The following is a 17,809-nucleotide window of genomic DNA, read 5'->3' on the forward strand; positions in this document are numbered from 1 at the left end:
AGAATAGTTATCAATTACTAGTCTCATGTATTCTATCAACCTCACTTGAAGTGGTCTATGGAGGATTCTCGCAACTTACATATGGACAATTGTTGGATGAGCTGTCTGTGACAAGCGGCAGACGAATCGGTCAATCAAATAAAGCGCACGCTCCCCTTCATCAAATCGAAACTCCTCCAGTTTTACTGGATAAAAGGTTCCGTTCTTCACAGCCGGTAATTGCCGGAGAACATCGCTTTCCTCCATCCGCTTGTCCATTTGCTGATACCATCCATGTTGAACTCCGACAATAAAAAACATATGATCCGCTTCGTATTCTCCTAGCCTCTCTAAAGGAATGACCATATGTTGATTTGGGAGAAGAACTTCTTCTAGAATCGCCTTCGGAGGCTTTAAGCCGAGCGTTTCGTAAAGATAGCGGGCACCTCTCGCCTGATAGGACCATATATACACTTTGTCATGCCCTCTCATTTCATAGATCGCAGCTGTCTCTCCTTTTTTCCTAAAAGAAGACAGGCTATTTCTTGCCTTTTGAGTAAGGAGTTCGAAACGTTTCACCCAATCCTTCGCCTCTTTCTCTCTTCCTAAAAGGCGTCCTAAAGACAACACCTCTGTCACAGCATGACCACCGCCATATCGTAATACAAGCACAGGTGCAATACGTTCCAAACGCTTGATCAGCGCAGGCTTTGAATAAAAATAATTCGGTATGATCACTAAATCTAATTGAAGTGATTTAAAGACGTCATCCGGGGTGTGTTCATCTATGACGAGCGAATTGGCCAGTTGTTCTTTGAACATGTCTGAATGGAGAAAGGTTTCTTGATCCATGCAAACTGGCTGAATGCCTAATGCGATCAATGAACCGGCAAATTGAAAAGCGGCAATACGCTCCGGTTTTCGGTTCATTCGAAACTGACTAGGGGATCTTCCTGTCTTCTGGCGAAACTTCCTGCTGAAATACAAACTGTCTGTATATCCTACTTGTCGTGCAATGATTTGAATTTGATCATCGGTTTGCAGGAGACGTTTTTTTGCTTCATCTATTCGAATTTGTGCAATATAATCTGTCACACTCATTCCCATACTTTGTTTGAAAAAGGTTGAAAAATAACTTTCATGAAAACCCATCTTATGAGCTAAATCTTTTCTTGTTAGTTTTTGATCATAGTGTTCATCCAAATATTGCAAAATCATTTCGATTGAATAATGAACATTCTCTGAGAATGGTTGAGATTGATGCTGAAAAATCTGCATGATTTCTTCCAGCCATTTCGCCTGTTCTTGTACACTTTGACTCGTCTTTATTTGTTTGATATAGGAAAAAAGCAAGGCAGAGCCTTTGACAAGCTCTCCATTATCAGGGAGATCATCATGATTGACTTTATAGATCAATTCATTTTGCGCATTGCTTGCCAAAGTGAATTGTTCAAATGTGACAGTATAGATGGCCACCGGCACGCTGGATAAAGACTGAATGATCACTGCGATATTTGATCGGATGAGTATACTGTCTTTTGCATGCAGCTCGTATTCCAATCCTTCCATATCAAGCCTCACAGCACCATCCGCAGTCAAAATCATAGGTGAAGATGTTTGCCAGGAGACCGTTTGTTTCACAGAAAGAGATCGCTCACTGCTTTCTTTCATGTGAAGAATTGTATGAGTATGGGATGTCATTCTCTCTTTCTCCTTCCATATAAAAAAGTGCTAAAATAAAACATTATTTTAGCACTTCAATGTTTGACTGGGTGATGATTATCGAGCTCCAGCCGTTTGTAATTCTTTGTTTTTCTCTTTAAAGCGTTCGTTATGTGAGGAGACATACGCCACTTTTTCCGCTTCTGGTTCGATGTAAAGCTTGGCACTATTCAGCGCATTGACGCCATCGACAAACGTCCCGGCAATTAAACGGACTTTGCTTTTATGTGTACATAAGTCGCCTACCGCATAGACGCCCGGTAAATTGGTTTCCATTTTTTCATTGACCTCGATGAGTCCCCATTCACCTTGTTTGAGTCCCCATTCTGATAGAACACTCAAATCACCTTTCATCCCATGATTGACGATGACCGCATCTGTTTCGATTCGTTCGATGTCACCTGTCTCCAAGTGCTGGACAGTGACCGCATCAATTTTGTCACCTTGACCGTGAAGCTCTGTGAGTTCATGCGGTGTTAATATTCGCGCACAAGATGCCTTCATGTTGGCAACGTTTTTTTCATGACCGCCAAACATATCACGGCGATGAACGACGGTGACACTTTCAGCAATTGGAACAAGGGCATTTGCCCAATCGACTGCTGAGTCTCCGCCCCCAGAGATGACTACTCGCTTTCCTGCAAAAGTCTTTAGTTCCTGCACGGTGTAAAAAAGATTTGTCACCTCATAACGGTCTGCATGCTCGATTTCAAGCTTCCGTTGAACAGGAATTCCGTGACCCATTGCTAAGATCAAAGTCTTTGTCAAATGACGATCACCATTTTCAGCCGTGAGCAGGATATGACCATTCTCTACGCGCTCGAATTGCGTGATTTTTTGATTCAGCGCAATCTCTGGCTCAAATGTTTTCGCCTGCGTCTCGAGCTGCTGAATCAGCTGTTCTCCTCTTGTTGGCGGCAAACCGCCTACATCCCAAATGACTTTTTCAGGGTAAAGAAGGATTTTACCGCCAAGGCTATCGTTGTACTCAAGTACTTTCGTCTTTAAATCCCTCATCCCACTATAAAAGGCGGTGTACATTCCTGCTGGACCGCCGCCAATAATGGTGACGTCAAACAATTCAAGCTGATCTGCCATTTGAGTCCCTCCAGTTTTTCATTGATTGATCTATTATCATTGATATTGATTCTCATTATCATATGTATCTATTGTAGTCTACTCTGCTGAAGGGAATCAATAGCTTTCTTCAAAAAAAGAACAGGACGAGCGCTCACTCGTCCTGTCATACATCATACAATGGTTAAACCAAGGTCCTTTAGTTCAAGAGAGACAAGCCTTGCAATCGCATCTGCCCCTTCTTTTGTAAAATGTGTGCGGTCATCAATGCCTGTCGACAGCATAAAGTAAGAAGTTGTTTTCTCTATGCCGGAGGTTTGATAAAACTGAAGACTTACGGTATTTAAATCAACGAGAAGAACCTCTTCTTCATCGGCTAGTTCTTTCATAGCGGAACAATAATCAGGGAAATCATTGATATATTCTCCGTCTTTTTCATGAAAACGGCCTACAGGTGTTAACAAAAGCGGGGTTGCCCCTTTTGCTCTGGCCCCATGAATATATTGAGACAAGTAGCTTTTATACGTTGTAAAAGGATCTGTATGCCGTTCTGGCTTATCCTTAGAAGCATCATTGTGTCCCATTTGTGTAAAAAGCCAGTCTCCCGGCTGAATGACGGCCAGAATATCATCAAGTCGTCCTTCTTCAATGAATGTCTTTGAGCTTCTTCCACCGATCGCCCGGTTCTCTACTTTAACATCATGTGCCGTATAGCGGTGTAAAAACTCTCCCCATCCTCCTTGAACAGGACGATCTGGGTAAGATGAAACAGTTGAATCACCAGCTAAATAGATGGTTGTCATGTTCATGCGCCCCCTTTTTCATTGAGCCACTTCTTCATGAGCGATGCGGACACCCTAGTGGCTGCTGAAAAGATATGAAAAACCATTCACATCGCTCCTTCAATTATTCTCTTTTTGATGATGAAAACCCTGCTTGCAAAGAGACATGAGTGCATGAAATATGCGGAGAAAGTTCTATTTTTGTCTCAGCCGCTCTCTTTAATGCCTGAAGCATATAGCCAATGCCTTGATAGGGAGCGAGCGGATAATTCGCTTGTTGGTGAGGCTGTAATAAAGGGTCCATCACTTTCCGATATTTCTTTCCACCTAGTATGACAAGCTCATCATATGTGGCGAGATTTTTTTCATGGAATTGATGACTCAGTTCTTCTCGCGTGAGCTGTTCTTTGTGTGGTGTGCCAAATGCTACATCATAATTTTCATGAACAATGTCATCTGCCTTTAAGAATCCGTGCTTTGCGGATAAAATCATCCAGTCTGAAAAGAATGTTTGCGCATAGATTTTCGTTCGCTGGTGGAGCGGACTTAAGTAGACGAGACCCGCTGGCTGGCTTCCTGCCTCTGGATGCACGTCCCATATTTTCTTGGCGCCGCACGGGATGATACATATTCGTTTCACCTCGTATTCTCCTTCCTTCGTCGATATATCTGATAGACAATGCAGCCTAGCGCTGCTCCAAGTGTATTTAAAATGATATCATCTATATCACTGCTTCTTGTAATCATACCAGATTGTGAGAATATCCACTGAAGGACTTCAATCATCGCTGACAGCATAAACCCAGCCAGCACCGCCTTTTGCCAGCGCATGGTCCGAAAGGTTTGATAGAGAAAAAAACCGAGCGGAACAAATAATAGAATGTTTCCTGCCAAATTGAAAAAGACGAGATTTGGATAGCCGTGGTGATAGGCGTGAAGATTTTGATGGATTGAGTGAAAAGGAATGAGATTGACGCTCACTTGATCTCTTGCCGCAGAAAAACGATTCGGAAAAACCGTCAAATACAAGAGAACATTCGTATAAACAAACAGACAGGCAAGAACCATTTCTGTTCGTAAATAGATAAAGCGTTTCTTCTTTTTTGCCAGCCTGTATCTCATATATAGATAGAACGGGACGAGCAGGAGGAAATAAGCCATTGAAAACATAACGCTGGATGTCATACAAAGAGCTGCCCCTTTCTCACGTGATGCTTGACCATATTACAGCTTATTCAAGCCTGCCTCTATTCATCACTTATTCTCACAATCCATCAGAGGATGCCACATTGACAAATCGTCATTTTCTCGTTATACTGACTGACATTCAGTCATTTAAGGTCGGTGATCATATGTCGAAACGAGAAAAAATTATGCTTGCTGCGATTGAGGCGTTTAAAGAAAAAGGAATTGAAAAGACGACCATATCGGATATTGTGAAAACAGCAGGGGTTGCACAAGGAACATTTTACTTATATTTTCCGTCGAAGCTATCTGTTATGCCTGCCATCGCAGAACATCTCATCGCACAGATGGTGCCTGCGATTGAAAAGGAATTGACTCAGCATGCAGATGTACTCGATCAAGCAGATGCGCTTGTTGAATTTATTTTCGCTTTTACAAGACAATACCGTGATGTTCTTGCCCTAACCTACTCAGGTTTAGCTGCCACCGAGCATTTAAAAGAATGGGAAGATATTTATGAACCGATTTACAAATGGGTTGCCGCTTTTTTAGAAAAGGCAAAACAGGACAAAAGAGTACGTGAAAATTTGAATTGTCATTATGCAGCGAAGTTTATTATCGGATTGCTGGAATCTTCAGCTGAACAAATGTATTTATTTACAGAAACAGATACAGATGAGGTCCTCATTCAAAAACGAGAGGTCAAGCAATTTCTCCTTTACGCACTTGGCATAGAGACACCTTAACATAGTACAGCACATGATGCTGTACGCTCTTTTTTGGTTTCAAAATGACGAATCGTCAGTTCTGGGAGGAAAGATGATGAAGAAAAGCTGGATATATGTCGCACTCACTTGTTTATTCGAATTACTTTGGGTGTTTGGTTTAAATAAAGCAGATGCTGTTTGGGAGTGGGCGGTCATTATCTGCCTCATCCCGATTGATTTTTATTTTCTCATGAAGGCCTGTGAAAAGCTGCCGACAGGGACAGTGTACGCTGTGTTCGCTGGAGTTGGGACGATTGGTACGTCTATTATGGATTATGCGCTGTTCGGCGGTTCGTTTTCATTAGAGAAGCTCTTATTTATGGGGATTTTACTCCTCGGGATTATTGGACTAAAAGTGTCTGATAGAAAGGCGCTTGAGCAGAAAGGAGAAGCGGTATAACATGGGCTGGTTTTTTGTGCTATTAGCCTCTGCCTGCGAAATCGGCGGGACCATCGGCTTGAATATGTTTAGTAAGAAAAAACAAATCACAACAGGCATCCTGTTTGTCGGAGGCTTCGCCTTATCCTTTTTGTTTTTATACGCCTCGTTCTCGTCTCTTCAAGTGTCCATCGCCTATACGGTCTGGATTGGACTTGGTACGGCTGGCTCAGTCTTGTTTCATATGATTCTATTTAAAGAATCGAAAAACATCATTCGGATACTTAGTCTACTGCTGATTGTGATTGGCGTGGTTGGGCTGAAATTGTTTGCCTAAATAAATCAACCAAAAAAAGGAAGGGGCATATCCCTTCCTTTTTTACATTTCATTTAATGAGTAAAGTCCTGTTCAACCAAGAGATCTATTGCGTAAAACGACTCGCCTTTCTCATCCAATAAAAAGTAAACAATCAAGGGGGAGCCAAGAGATATTGTCTGTTGCTTGAACAAAACACAGGTGAATTTCTCGACACCAAACGGTAGTTTTCTTTTTAATGAAGGGTGCAGAATGGGTGATGCCCGAATGGTATCCACATCAACCACCCAATGTTCACTTTTTAATGTGGGATAATGTTCTATTAACAATTGATGCAGCATGTCAATACTCAACAATTTATTTCCTTTTTTTTCCTCGCAGCCCGTATCTAATACATTGTACTTATGCATGGGAACTACGCTCATTCTTATGTTCATTTGTTCGTATCCCTTTTAAGACAAAGCGTTTCTTGCCATCGAGTGTACAGGTGATCAATGTCAGTTCATCTTCCCCTTGATCTTTTAATACATCCACGTTCGTCGGCTCAATTGTAGCAGAGCTGACAATTTTATATTCGTATGTTTCCCCTTGATGATGTAAGAGGACGTTTTCCCCTTTAGGCACCTCTGGCAGCTGTCGAAAAAGACGATCTCCTCGAAATCCTCTATGACCTGCAATCGTAAAATTCCCTTTCCCAGGTATTTGATGAGGTTTGATTTGAGTCAGTGCAATGCTTAAATTTTCTGCTGAGGTGACAGGCAACACTTTTTCGTTTAAATCAATTGAAGGGATCTCAAGCTCCATGACGTCACGCAGGTCTTCCTCTGACAACGTTAAATGTGGAATGGAAGAAAGGTCACTGTCATTTTCCCCCATCATCTTTAGCGCTCGTTCCATTGCAGCTGTCTCTTGAGATTTTTGCCATTCATATATCAAAGGAAAGGAGATGAGCATAAGACCCATGAACACCAAAAGGCCGCCTAATAGGGTTTTTATTTTCACCAATAGACTCATTCCCTCCTTTTATTGAATGGCTCTTCTTCTGACAACAAGTAAAACAGTTCCAGCAGCTACTAGTAAAATCCCTGCATACATCAAATAGCGTAGCCATTCTTCCCCGGTCTTTGGAAGTTCACCGTTATGAGGTGGTTGCTGATCACCTTCATGAGAGCTTGGCGGATTGGAATGATTCTGATCATTCTTCACTGCTTCATTTTTTACGATGATGGTCTTTATATTTAATTGGCCCATTTCAATTGTGAACTTGATTGGCTTCTTTAAAGTCATATAACCGTCTGGTGCTTTCGTTTCTGTGAGTGTATAGTTACCAGGTTTAAGCCCTTTGACGATGACTTCCCCCTCTTTTCCTGTTGTCACAGATTGTATGGTTTTTCCGCCTTTCGATTGAATATCAAAGGTTGCTCCTTTTAAGGTTCTATCTGTTTGACGGTCTACTTTTATGATGCGAAGGCTTCCTAAGATCAACTGATTCTTTGCTGTTAATTGAAGGGGTTTTTTCTGATTCTTCTCAATGGTAAATGGAATGGATGTTCCATTTAATTGATACCCATGAGGTGCTTTTGTTTCAATCAATTGATAATCACCCGGTTTTAGGTCATTGATTCTTATTTTGCCCTCTTGATCCGTGACAAGTGCCCTTTTCAATGTCTTTCCTTCATGAGTAAGAAGAGCAAATTCTGCATGTTCTAGCGTGTGTCCTTCTTCATCCACTTTGGTGAGTTCCACCGCACCTGGGCTGAGCTTATTGATCATCTCTACTTTTGCCGGTTTGTCTTGACCTAGTTGAATAGTAAAGGAGATCGGTGTCTGATCCAATTCATAGCCTGCTATGCTTGCTGTCTCGACAAAGTGGTAGGTTCCTGGCTTCAGAGCATCAACTGTCACTTGGCCATTTCGGTCGGTTTTCAGTCCTTTCTTGATTCGCTTGTCATGTCCATCGAACAGATCGAAGGTCACACCAGCTAATCGCTTGCCATCCTCCCCTTTTTTCTGAAGCTTTACAGCACTCGTCATACGGACATTTTCCTTTGTGACTTCGACCTTTTTTTGAGGGTTAAATTCAATCTTAAAGTCAACTGGTTTTGAGTCCAATTGATGGCCGAATGGTGCTTTCGTTTCAATGAATTGATATGATCCTGGGTTCAGATCGTTTACAGTAATGGTGCCATTCTTATCGGTTTTTAAACCTGACATGAGTTCTTTTCCATTTTCATTTAAGAGTGTAAATTCTGCTCCTTCGAGTCTTTCCTTTTCTTCGCCTAATTTCGTCAGTTCTACTGAGCCTTTCTTTAGTTGATTGATTGCTTCAACATGAATCGCTTCTGTTTGGCCTAGTTCAACCTTAAATACAAGTGGTTTTTCACTCAATTCATAGCCTTCCACACTTTTCGTTTCGACAAATTGATAGCTTCCTGGTTTCAGACCCGAGAACTTAATCTGACCCTCTTGATTTGTGATCAGTCCTTCTCCACCTTCAACCATTTTTCCATGTTCATCGAACAAATCAAAGACAACACCTTCTAATGATTTGCCATCTTCTCCTTTTTTCTGTAACGCGACACCGCCTGTTTTCCGGCTATTTTCTTTTGTTACGTTCACCATCTTTTGAGGATGAAATGGAATAGCGAAGGTCACAGGTGTTTCATCACGTTCATGACCAAATGGAGCCTTCGTTTCAACAAATTGATAGGTTCCCGGTTTAAGATCATTGATTGTGATCTTCCCATCTCGATTTGTGATTAGTCCGGTTTCGATCTCTTTTCCATTTGCATCTAAAAGCTTGAACTCTGCACCTTCCAGTACATCATTCTTTTCGCCAAGCTTCGTAAGCTGGACAGAGCCCGTTTTGAGGTCATTGATCACGTTGATCACTGTTGGTGTTTGTTGTGCAAATTCTATGTTAAAAGGATATGGTGTACTCTTGGTTACATAGCCTTCCACACTCTCTGTCTCTACAAGCTGATATTTGCCCGGTTTGAGATTGTCGACAAAAAGTTTTCCATCCTCATCTGTTTCTAAACCCTTCCGAACGACTTCTCCATTCTGATCAAGAATGTCAAAACGAACACCTTGCAGCGTCTTGCCATCTTCCCCTTCTTTGATGACTTCTACTGCACTTGTTTGATATAGGTTCTTTTTCGAGACGGTAACCAGCTCTTTTGGATCAAGCGGAACTTCAAATTTAATCGGCGTATCATCCAGTTCATAGCCTTCAGGTGCTTTTGTTTCGATCAATTGATACGTACCTGGCCTTAGATGATCGACCATCACCTTGCCATCTTCTTCTGTCACAAGATGCCCATTCAATTCATGTCCATCATTATCTAAAAGCTTGAATTGTGCACCTGCTAGTCTCTCATTGCCTTCACCGAGTTTGCTCAGTTCTACGGAACCTGTCAGAATCTCATTCATGGCTGTCACAAGTGTTGTTTCCGTTTGATTCTCTTTGATGGTAAACGGCCATTTCTGAGTATTTAGTTGATAGCCTTTCGGCGCTTTTGTTTCAACAAAATAATAGGAACCTGGTTCAAGGTCTTTGAAAAGGATTTCTCCCTTTTCATCCGTTTTCATATTGGTTTGTACCGTATCTCCTGCTTCATTCTTCAGTTCAAATTCCGCATTCTCTAATGCTTCGCCTGTATCTCTATCTTTTTTCATCAATTTGACATGCTGCTTGATCTCTTGGTTCTGAACGGTCATGACCGTTCCCATTTTCGTTTGATCTCCTGCTTCATATGGCTGATCAATCGTTACCTGTATCGCTTCATCGTTTTTGATATAACCATCAGGTGCTTTCATTTCTGTTACTGTATAGTCGCCATACAATAAACGATCAAACATGAGATTTCCTTCTTCATCTGTCGTCTTGTTGCCGATGACGATTCCACTTGCAGCATCGGTCAAGGAGAAGTTCGCACCTTTTAGCACTTTTCCACTGCTCGCATCTACCTTTTTGATGGTTAACGCACCAACAGATCCCGTTCCATCTCCCATACCAGCCGTACGTTTTACAACAATTGAGGCTTCTGATTCTTTCTTTATTTCTTGAACATTTTCGCCTTTAAAAGTCACTTCGTTTTGTAGTGTACTTCCCACTTTATCTAGAATGAGAGATTGGTATTCCAAAATATACGGTCTGGTGATTTCTTCTTTAAATTGGATTTGAAAAGAATCTGGATTAAGTGCCAGATTTAGCTCATAATCTTTCCCTTTTTCTAACTCATCCTTTTTTGTCACTTGCCCCTTTTCATCTATTGTCGTCGTATAAAGGTGAAAAGAATGTTCTATTAATGCTTGATTATCGCTCGGATGATCGATGATCGTTGCATCTTGTACTGTCGATTGACCAAAGTTGATATTCAGCCTCCAATCAACTACTTTCCCCTGTTGATTCCCTGATTTGCTCGTGTATTTCCCGCCATTTGGGATAGAAACTACCGCATTCACATCAGATTCTTTCGTGTTTCCTTCATATTTCCTTCATAAAGGGTTGCTTTATTCCCATACGTTTTCTCTACTAAAGCCATCCCTTCAAGACTCGTCTTATATGTGATTTTGTATGGTGAATCAATTGCTTTTTTGAAGATGACTTCAAATCCTGTTTCTCCTTTTTCATTTTCAAGGAATTTGATTTCATAATCCTCTTTAGGCAGGATCTCTTTCTCTTCCGTACCATTTTCTCCACCATCTAGATCAAGCGAATAAATGGTGATTGAATCTTTGACCAATCGCTGGTTTCCTTGAATGAAATCTTGAACTCTTGCCTCATCTAGATGCTTTAGGTTATAGTTCACACCAATATTCCATGTGATCTCTTTCGTCTTGGCATTATATGATCCATTCTTAAAGCCATTCGATTGCGTATACGTGTCCGGTGTGAAGACAGCATCAGTCTCCTTCGTTAGGTCTTTCCCATCTTCATTGGTCCATTCGAGCTTCACATGATTCCGCAGATTCTTTTGATCTTTATCTGCTCTTTTTTCATAATCAAATGAAGTTGTATACGTGACGGTATGTTCGGTCTTGATTTCTTTTGTCAATTGAATATCAAATCCATTTTCATGCTCGACGATTTGATATTCAATGCCTTCTTCAAGAACTGTATTCCCCGTCATGACTTTCAAACTGTCCTTTTGCAGCGTCAATCCTTCATTTGTGAAAGTATCCTTTAGCGTCAGATTGTTCATCACTTGTTGGTCCTTATTGAACGTGATACTCCAAGGAATGGTTTTGTTCTTGTAGTTCGGTGTTCCATGGTGTTTCGTCAAGATTTGTTGATCAATCCTTTGATTGGCTTGTTTGCTCTCGTCGCCAGCCGTAACGGTATTGACAATCTGTTCAGCCTCAAAAATTCGCTCTGTGGCTTTTGTTTTATACGTAATGAGGTAGGCTGATTGAATATCATGATTGAATTGAAGAACAAATCCGTTTTGATCGCCCTTTTGTTGATCTTGAATGGTGTAATCTTCCTCATCCTTTGTCCCTGCTTCAGCACCATTTTGATCAATGGTGACTTCCTTCACTTGAAATGAATCGGAAATGAGCTCCTGTGTGCCATTAAAAAAGTCGACTAATATAGCATCCTTTTTGGCAATCGCCTTTTCATTGTAGTTATAACGAATTTCCCATGTAATGGTCTGGGTCACTGGATCGTAGTGAGCGGCCCTTTTTTCTAAAGGACTGCCTCTTGTGACATTTACTGTTCCTTCAGCAGCACTGATCACCTTATCACCTGAGACAAGTGATGCTTTATTACGAAACGTAGACTGATCTTGGTCAGTGATGTCAGTCTCATACACTAAACGATAGGCCAGATGCACTTCATCTTTAAATTCGATCACGAAATCTTGACCATCTTCTGTTTGCCCTATTGTGTAGTGACTTTCGTCAATCTGCTGGCCAATTGATGTTTCACCATTCAGCTTTGTATCAATGCGGTAAAGCTTGATCGAATCTTTTTTCAAAGATTGACCGTTTTGAATCGGATCCACTAGCCTGGCTTGCTTGACATCGTCTAAGTCCATATTAAAATCTACTGTCCATTGAATGGTTTCAGCATTGTACGATCGATTTGGCTCACCCTTTTTTGAAACGTTTGGACCACTTGGCAGGTAATGGATAGGAATTGTTACGGTATCCTTCCCTTCAATTGGGGTAATGCTGATTTCTTTGTCTTCGGTTATGACTGTTTGTTGATCTAATTTCGTCCAAATTTGGAGTGTTCCATGGATGTTTGAATATTGCTTGATAAAATCAGTGAACTCTATGGAGGCGTTTCCACTTTCATCTACTGAAAAATAACCAATGGTCGTCTGATTAAATTTCATCTCAAGACGATTGATTTTTTCGTAAATCACTAATTCATCTGGAACCTTGAAATGAAATTCATCTCCACCATAAAATTCTTTTCAATACATTCACCCTTTTCTACAATCAATTTCAACACAAGTTACATCACGTGACTGGAGACACTCACCCCGCTTATTCATGTAATATCACCCATCAAAAATCACACCTTAAGACCCTATGCATGCAAAGAGAAAAATAATACTTCGTATAAAAATGCTCAAATGAATAACTCATGCGGCTGGATATTGGCGCGGAAAATGGGGAATGACGAGAGGAATCGCAGATTGAACAATTGGTACGTATCTGCTATTTTTTGAATGGTCAATATATACATGCTTATATAAGCATGTATTCACACATGGTCCAATCATATGAAAAGTAAGCTTGTCATGAATGGTATGGCGGTAGGACATTGCAGTATCATATAGACAGCATTCCTCTCTGCTTCTTTACATATGTTAATCAAAAACCCTCTACTTTTTATTCTTTTATTTACCATTTTGACAGCAAAAAAATAGACTAAATTCCTAAAACGCTCCATTTTTTCGATATTTATGAATCAATAAGACCATTTTAAAGGGAAAATTTGGCGAATTAGCTAATAAAATTCGATTTCGTCTAATTTTTTTCTTCTTTATCATGAAAAGAGAAGACAAATCAAAATCACCTAAAGATTACAATCATTTCATGTCTATTCTGATTACCTCATACTTGAGAAAGGAGTTATTTGTTTGATGGAACTCATTGATAATAAATCACGGCGATGGATCAACATTTTAAAGCTGCTTGTATCCCAAAATAAATGGTGGACTCTTCAAGAAATATCGAAGAAGAAAATCGGCTCTGTTCGTGCGATACAAAGTGATTTAGAACAGATGAAATCATTTCAAACAGAGGATGGAGAGCCATTAATTCGAATGAAACCAAGACAAGGCATATCCATTTGTTTTACGCAGACCTTGCGAGTGGATTACTATATAAAGGAGATTCTAAAAGACAATATTGAAATACGTTTGATTGAAGGGATATTTTTCGAACAAAACATGTCTTTTTATGAATGGATGGACGTTCTCAATATCAGCAGATCCACGCTGTATAATACAATCAATAAAATCAATTCTGTGTTAGCCTCCTATGACATTGAGTTACGTCCAGATAGTATGCAGTTCTATGGAAATGAAAAAGAGATACGGCATTTCTTTGTCGAGTTTTTATTTGAAGTGTATGGAAGTAGACTTTGGCCGTTTGATGAGATTCAAAAACAAGATGCAGCTGATCTCTTACAAGAGCTATTTCAGGTGGTTCAAGTGACTGTACCTGATGTCGCCATTGATAAATACTGCCTATGGCTTGGCGTATTTATTCATCGAATCCGCAAGAACTATACGATCAAACGTAATTTTACCTACTCCATGCTTGAAGAAAAACAGTCCTCTACAGCTAAAAGCATTTATAGTCAAATCAGAGCTTGGGAGGATCATATTTGTCAAAAGGCGAAGGACATATTTGATATTACACTGGATCATCATGAATTTGTCTTTTTATTGTTGATTGAACCATCGATCGGCCCCTTTAAATCAATTGAATCTGTGGAAGAAAAATTGACATTCTTTCAGTCACATGCACCACATCTATATGAAGCCATCCATTCATTTATCAATCAATTGGCATTGATTTATCATACAGACATTGCGAATCGAAAGGTACTAACATTACTTCTTCTCCAATATTACGTGTATTCTAATGAAATTACTGGAAGAGATGGCTTCCTTTTTAAAAAGAAATCGCATTATTTATCTGAGGTAAAAAAGCAGCTGCCCTATTTTTATTCAAGAATCACTCATATCATCCAGCAGTCAAAAACAGATGACATCCTAGCCTCTTTTGTTAAGAACGAACGAGAATTAATTCGTATCATTACATCTAATTGGAGAGGACTTGTTCAATTGGAAATGGAACGAAGAAACATACTGAACATTTTTGTTACTTCAACGCTAGGCTATAATCACAGCTTGTTTATTGCAGATTTAATTAAATTGAGAGTACCTCCCCTGATTCACATTTTCACAAGTCCCGAAAATACTTTAAATGAATCGACCATGGAACAACTTCAAATAGATGTGATTGTGACGGATACAGAGCTCCCTATTCAATTTGGGCGATCTACGCTACTGATCAGCTCTTTTCCAACGAAGAAAGAATTAGACAACTTACACCGAAAAATATCTGACATGACCGACTGAATCATCAGAATTATATGGTATTCATTGGTGTCATTTCGTTATAAAATAGAAAAACTTCATGAAAAAAAGCTGTTGAGCATCTCTCAACAGCCTTTTTCAGGAATATCTGTTTCCTGCTTTCTTCATTAGTGAAGCACGATTTGTTCATTCATCAAATCAATGGCATAAAGTGACTGCTCATGTTCATCTAACAAAAGATATACTTTGAGCGGAGCATCTGTTTGATCTGTCTGCTGCGTGAATAGCACACAAGTGAATTTTTCAATCCCTTCTGGCAGCTTTCTTTTCAGAAAAGGATGAAGAATAGGAGAGATTCGAAGGGTATCAACATCTTTCAGCCAAAGCTCATCTTGTAACGAAGGATAATGGTCAACCAAAAACTGACGAAACACTTCCAATGTACTCAAGGTAGATATCCTCACTTTCTTCTATCTTGACTTCAAACTCACCTAAACACAAACATCATCAACTCATCATATGATCTCGGCACACGTATTTTCGCATACGACTTGAGACACAATTTCTCTCTTAGTTAGAAATCAATTGTAGATCAACTATACTGTCACGACTATTTTATATATACAAACGTTTACGATGTCTTCTCATTGACTCCATCACGAATCCAAACAATGGACCTATGATCATATTCTTATCTGTTTCCTTTCGTGATGAAACGACAACTTCCTGCTACAATATTCCATTTTTCTTCAAAAAGTGAGGGAGATGGGACAAAAAAAAGAACAGCACTGACTGTTCTTTCAAAATGGGTAAAGTGCCTATTCAAATATCCTGGCTTCTTGCTTTGAAATGGTGATTTCATCTGGAGGTTGAGTATCCCGCATAATTGAAACATCTCTTTCTTATCTATGAAATGTCACCCTTGTCTGATCGATCAGATGCTGTATCGTTTCATTCATTTGTTTCACCTCGACATGTTAAATGATTCTTTTAAGGAAGGACAAAGACGACGATAAAAATGAATATGACGATTACGGTCAAAAGGCCAAAGGCCATTGACATCATATTTGCTTCTTTTGTAAAGCCCTCTAATTCATGCTTTTCAGTAGACCGGTCAATTTTTCTAAAGCGAAAAAGCATGCTTACATTGATAAGAGCTAGAGCAATAATCAATAAAAAAAATAGATATGCAGGTTGTATGTCAAAGAATGGGTTCGTTACATCTTGGAAACTAAATGACTGAAGGAACATCAGACCGCTCAATACCAATCTTGAAATGTTTTCTGATCTCTGTTCTTTCTCCCACTCTTTCCCCAGTTTCTCTTTTTCATAAATGGCTGCCTGCTCGAAAATGGGAATGAAAGACTTCGTTGATCCTTTTTTGATAAAGCCTATAATGCCTTGTATGAGCATTAAAATTCCTAAACAAAAAAAGAAATGTGTAAATCGAATTTCAGAAATTTGAATCAAAATAAAAAAAGTCACGATCATGATGCCAGCTATTAAATTACAGGCGGCTATTTGTTTTCTTCTCATCTTTCTTATTGCGGCTTGCTCCATATCATTCTCCTCTCCATTTCAAAGGTTTCTATTGAACGCTCTAACTGTATTACGTTTTTATCGAATAAATGTTTCAATATTTTCCCTTTCCATCGTGGATTTGGTCTTTAAGCGTCTATTGAGTTCTCTTATCATAAATAAAAATAAGAATGAAATATCCGTGTTCATTCAGCTCAACGAATGCTTAATATAAATGAATGAAGCTTTCCCTGCTGTTTTATATATAATATCTCGTCATTTCACTCGGTATGTACTCGATTTGATACGCAGGGGATAATGCCAGCTTTATGTCTTCTGTTATGCGCTCACCTTCTTCATTGAACCTCTTTTCCATTTCCACTCCATATGGCAGCAAGTCTTCTGTCTCTTCGTCAAACCAGCGACCATATTGTATGGCCCAATACCAGATTTTCGAGAAGAGCGTATCGCTTAGAGGTACATCATCTCTTTCTAAATGACATTGACAATGTCCACATTGAAAAGGTACACCGCCGTAGGTTCCTTCTATTTTCACAAATGGGTGTTCCTCAAACTCACGACAGCACACCCACTTTTTAAAGTGCTGACCAAACGCTGTCAGTTTAATCGAGTAATAACGCATGGAAATCCGTTTTCCTTTCATATCAAAAACACCCTGATCAATCAACTTCTTTAGCCGATACTCAATAAAATCATCTCCGATATACTGTTCTAAATGACCAATGACTTCTCCAATTAAGCGAGGCGTCTTGATGTACTCCTCTTGGTCTGACTGATGAACTCGCTTGGCCATTTTCACTAAATATGCATCAAATTCATCTTCTGGTACGTTAATCGTTTGTTCATTTCGCCATATCCTCAGGGTATGGTTCTCATGAGCAAATGAAAGCCATTCGTTTTTTAATTTCTCTCTTTCTTCTTTTGTCACTAATTGAATATGATCTTTACTCCCGTACAAAACCTTAAATTTCCCAGGTGTGATTTCCCCGGTATGTCGAATATCCATTCGTCTTGTTTTTGTATTGAAAAGATGATCAAATGCAGTCGTTGTATTGATTAGAGACAATTCAATGTTTTTCTCTTTTAATAAATAGATGGCATATCGTAAGGCTATTTGTTCATGTGCATTGTTGCCTGTCCAGATGAGAATACTCGTACTTCCTTTTATATCTTTTATTTGCTGAAACATTTTGTGCTGATCGGTGACCATATCGTCAAAATCGCCAAATTCATTTGATATCATGTTACGCAGCCACGCTTTACGCTTTTCCTGTCCTTCATGCTCATGCAAATGTAGAAGTGGTCCAATCGAATAAATGTCATTAAAGGCGATGATATCATCTTCTTGATCTAGCTTCATTTCTCGTAATGCTTGTTTTAAACTACCGGCAGCTGCTGCCCCAAATACAATATGTATCATCATTCGTCTCCCTTTATCTTACAGTTTATTTCATCTTCACCTATTCTTGGTTCTTTCGTCAATTCTATTGAGT

At 39.6% G+C, this 17,809-nt stretch carries 16 protein-coding genes; 4 read left to right on the forward strand and 12 right to left on the reverse strand.

Features of this window, described 5'->3' with window-relative positions; translation table 11 throughout:
* Positions 1-75 precede the first annotated feature (75 nt).
* The 5 genes from BK049_RS04100 to BK049_RS04120 all read right to left on the reverse strand — a co-directional run bounded on the left by BK049_RS04100 (position 76) and on the right by BK049_RS04120 (position 4,745).
* Positions 76-1,680: a helix-turn-helix domain-containing protein gene (locus tag BK049_RS04100; RefSeq protein ID WP_071167890.1), complete on the reverse strand. Its 1,605-nt coding sequence runs from the start codon at positions 1,678-1,680 to the stop codon at positions 76-78.
* A gap of 78 nt (positions 1,681-1,758) precedes the next feature.
* Positions 1,759-2,799, reverse strand: a complete 1,041-nt coding sequence (locus BK049_RS04105) for an NAD(P)/FAD-dependent oxidoreductase (RefSeq protein ID WP_008359275.1) — start codon at positions 2,797-2,799, stop codon at positions 1,759-1,761.
* Positions 2,800-2,951: 152 nt separating this feature from the next.
* Entirely contained in the window at positions 2,952-3,581 is a 630-nt protein-coding gene (locus BK049_RS04110; protein WP_071167891.1) for a rhamnogalacturonan acetylesterase, read from the reverse strand.
* 103 nt (positions 3,582-3,684) lie between these two features.
* Positions 3,685-4,200: a DUF6884 domain-containing protein gene (locus tag BK049_RS04115; RefSeq protein ID WP_008359271.1), complete on the reverse strand. Its 516-nt coding sequence runs from the start codon at positions 4,198-4,200 to the stop codon at positions 3,685-3,687.
* Entirely contained in the window at positions 4,197-4,745 is a 549-nt protein-coding gene (locus tag BK049_RS04120) for a VanZ family protein (RefSeq protein WP_008359269.1), read from the reverse strand. The genes BK049_RS04115 and BK049_RS04120 overlap by 4 nt, the downstream gene beginning before the upstream one ends.
* Positions 4,746-4,912: 167 nt before the next feature.
* Between BK049_RS04120 and BK049_RS04125 the strand changes: the two genes are divergently transcribed.
* The 3 genes from BK049_RS04125 (at position 4,913) to BK049_RS04135 (ending at position 6,228) form a co-directional block, all read left to right on the forward strand.
* Positions 4,913-5,491, forward strand: coding sequence for a TetR/AcrR family transcriptional regulator (locus tag BK049_RS04125; RefSeq protein WP_008359267.1), 579 nt, complete (start codon positions 4,913-4,915; stop codon positions 5,489-5,491).
* Positions 5,492-5,567: 76 nt separating this feature from the next.
* Positions 5,568-5,912 (forward strand): DMT family transporter, encoded by a 345-nt coding sequence (locus BK049_RS04130; RefSeq protein ID WP_008359264.1) that lies wholly within the window; start codon positions 5,568-5,570, stop codon positions 5,910-5,912.
* A 1-nt stretch (position 5,913) separates the two neighbouring features.
* Positions 5,914-6,228, forward strand: coding sequence for a DMT family transporter (locus tag BK049_RS04135; protein WP_008359262.1), 315 nt, complete (start codon positions 5,914-5,916; stop codon positions 6,226-6,228).
* Between the two features lie 53 nt (positions 6,229-6,281).
* Here BK049_RS04135 and BK049_RS04140 read toward each other — a convergent pair whose 3' ends face one another.
* From BK049_RS04140 to BK049_RS19685, 4 genes are read right to left on the reverse strand one after another with little or no spacing between them, the layout of a single operon-like run.
* On the reverse strand, positions 6,282-6,617 hold the full coding sequence (locus BK049_RS04140; protein WP_008359259.1) for a hypothetical protein: 336 nt from the start codon (positions 6,615-6,617) through the stop codon (positions 6,282-6,284).
* Positions 6,610-7,209, reverse strand: a complete 600-nt coding sequence (locus BK049_RS04145) for a class D sortase (RefSeq protein ID WP_071169181.1) — start codon at positions 7,207-7,209, stop codon at positions 6,610-6,612. Before BK049_RS04145 ends, BK049_RS04140 begins: the two co-directional genes overlap by 8 nt.
* Before the next feature lie 21 nt (positions 7,210-7,230).
* Positions 7,231-10,674, reverse strand: coding sequence for a SpaA isopeptide-forming pilin-related protein (locus BK049_RS19680; protein WP_244887364.1), 3,444 nt, complete (start codon positions 10,672-10,674; stop codon positions 7,231-7,233).
* On the reverse strand, positions 10,671-12,584 hold the full coding sequence (locus BK049_RS19685) for a collagen binding domain-containing protein (protein ID WP_244887365.1): 1,914 nt from the start codon (positions 12,582-12,584) through the stop codon (positions 10,671-10,673). Before BK049_RS19685 ends, BK049_RS19680 begins: the two co-directional genes overlap by 4 nt.
* 726 nt (positions 12,585-13,310) lie before the next feature.
* Between BK049_RS19685 and BK049_RS04155 the strand changes: the two genes are divergently transcribed.
* Positions 13,311-14,819: an AcpB/EbpR/MafR family transcriptional regulator gene (locus BK049_RS04155; protein ID WP_071167892.1), complete on the forward strand. Its 1,509-nt coding sequence runs from the start codon at positions 13,311-13,313 to the stop codon at positions 14,817-14,819.
* A gap of 125 nt (positions 14,820-14,944) precedes the next feature.
* On the opposite strand, the gene BK049_RS04160 is transcribed toward BK049_RS04155, so the two are convergent.
* From BK049_RS04160 to BK049_RS04170, 3 genes are all read right to left on the reverse strand, one after another.
* Positions 14,945-15,226 (reverse strand): hypothetical protein, encoded by a 282-nt coding sequence (locus BK049_RS04160; RefSeq protein WP_008359250.1) that lies wholly within the window; start codon positions 15,224-15,226, stop codon positions 14,945-14,947.
* Positions 15,227-15,767: 541 nt separating this feature from the next.
* The gene (locus tag BK049_RS04165) at positions 15,768-16,337 is read right to left on the reverse strand and encodes a TMEM14 family protein (RefSeq protein ID WP_071167893.1); all 570 of its coding nucleotides are present in this window, start codon (positions 16,335-16,337) and stop codon (positions 15,768-15,770) included.
* 217 nt (positions 16,338-16,554) lie between these two features.
* The gene (locus tag BK049_RS04170; RefSeq protein WP_071167894.1) at positions 16,555-17,736 is read right to left on the reverse strand and encodes a DUF1835 domain-containing protein; all 1,182 of its coding nucleotides are present in this window, start codon (positions 17,734-17,736) and stop codon (positions 16,555-16,557) included.
* Positions 17,737-17,809 lie beyond the last annotated feature (73 nt).

The organism is Bacillus xiamenensis, assembly GCF_001857925.1.
GTDB lineage: Bacteria > Bacillota > Bacilli > Bacillales > Bacillaceae > Bacillus > Bacillus xiamenensis.

Excerpts from the sequence above, each read along its gene's own strand:
- BK049_RS04100 (WP_071167890.1), bottom strand. The coding sequence starts at position 1,680 with ATGACATCCCATACTCATACAATTCTTCACATGAAAGAAAGCAGTGAG.
- BK049_RS04105 (WP_008359275.1), bottom strand. The coding sequence starts at position 2,799 with ATGGCAGATCAGCTTGAATTGTTTGACGTCACCATTATTGGCGGCGGT.
- BK049_RS04110 (WP_071167891.1), bottom strand. The coding sequence starts at position 3,581 with ATGACAACCATCTATTTAGCTGGTGATTCAACTGTTTCATCTTACCCA.
- BK049_RS04120 (WP_008359269.1), bottom strand. The coding sequence starts at position 4,745 with ATGACATCCAGCGTTATGTTTTCAATGGCTTATTTCCTCCTGCTCGTC.
- BK049_RS04125 (WP_008359267.1), top strand. The coding sequence starts at position 4,913 with ATGTCGAAACGAGAAAAAATTATGCTTGCTGCGATTGAGGCGTTTAAA.
- BK049_RS04130 (WP_008359264.1), top strand. The coding sequence starts at position 5,568 with ATGAAGAAAAGCTGGATATATGTCGCACTCACTTGTTTATTCGAATTA.
- BK049_RS04135 (WP_008359262.1), top strand. The coding sequence starts at position 5,914 with ATGGGCTGGTTTTTTGTGCTATTAGCCTCTGCCTGCGAAATCGGCGGG.
- BK049_RS04140 (WP_008359259.1), bottom strand. The coding sequence starts at position 6,617 with ATGCATAAGTACAATGTATTAGATACGGGCTGCGAGGAAAAAAAAGGA.
- BK049_RS04155 (WP_071167892.1), top strand. The coding sequence starts at position 13,311 with ATGGAACTCATTGATAATAAATCACGGCGATGGATCAACATTTTAAAG.
- BK049_RS04165 (WP_071167893.1), bottom strand. The coding sequence starts at position 16,337 with ATGGAGCAAGCCGCAATAAGAAAGATGAGAAGAAAACAAATAGCCGCC.
- BK049_RS04170 (WP_071167894.1), bottom strand. The coding sequence starts at position 17,736 with ATGATACATATTGTATTTGGGGCAGCAGCTGCCGGTAGTTTAAAACAA.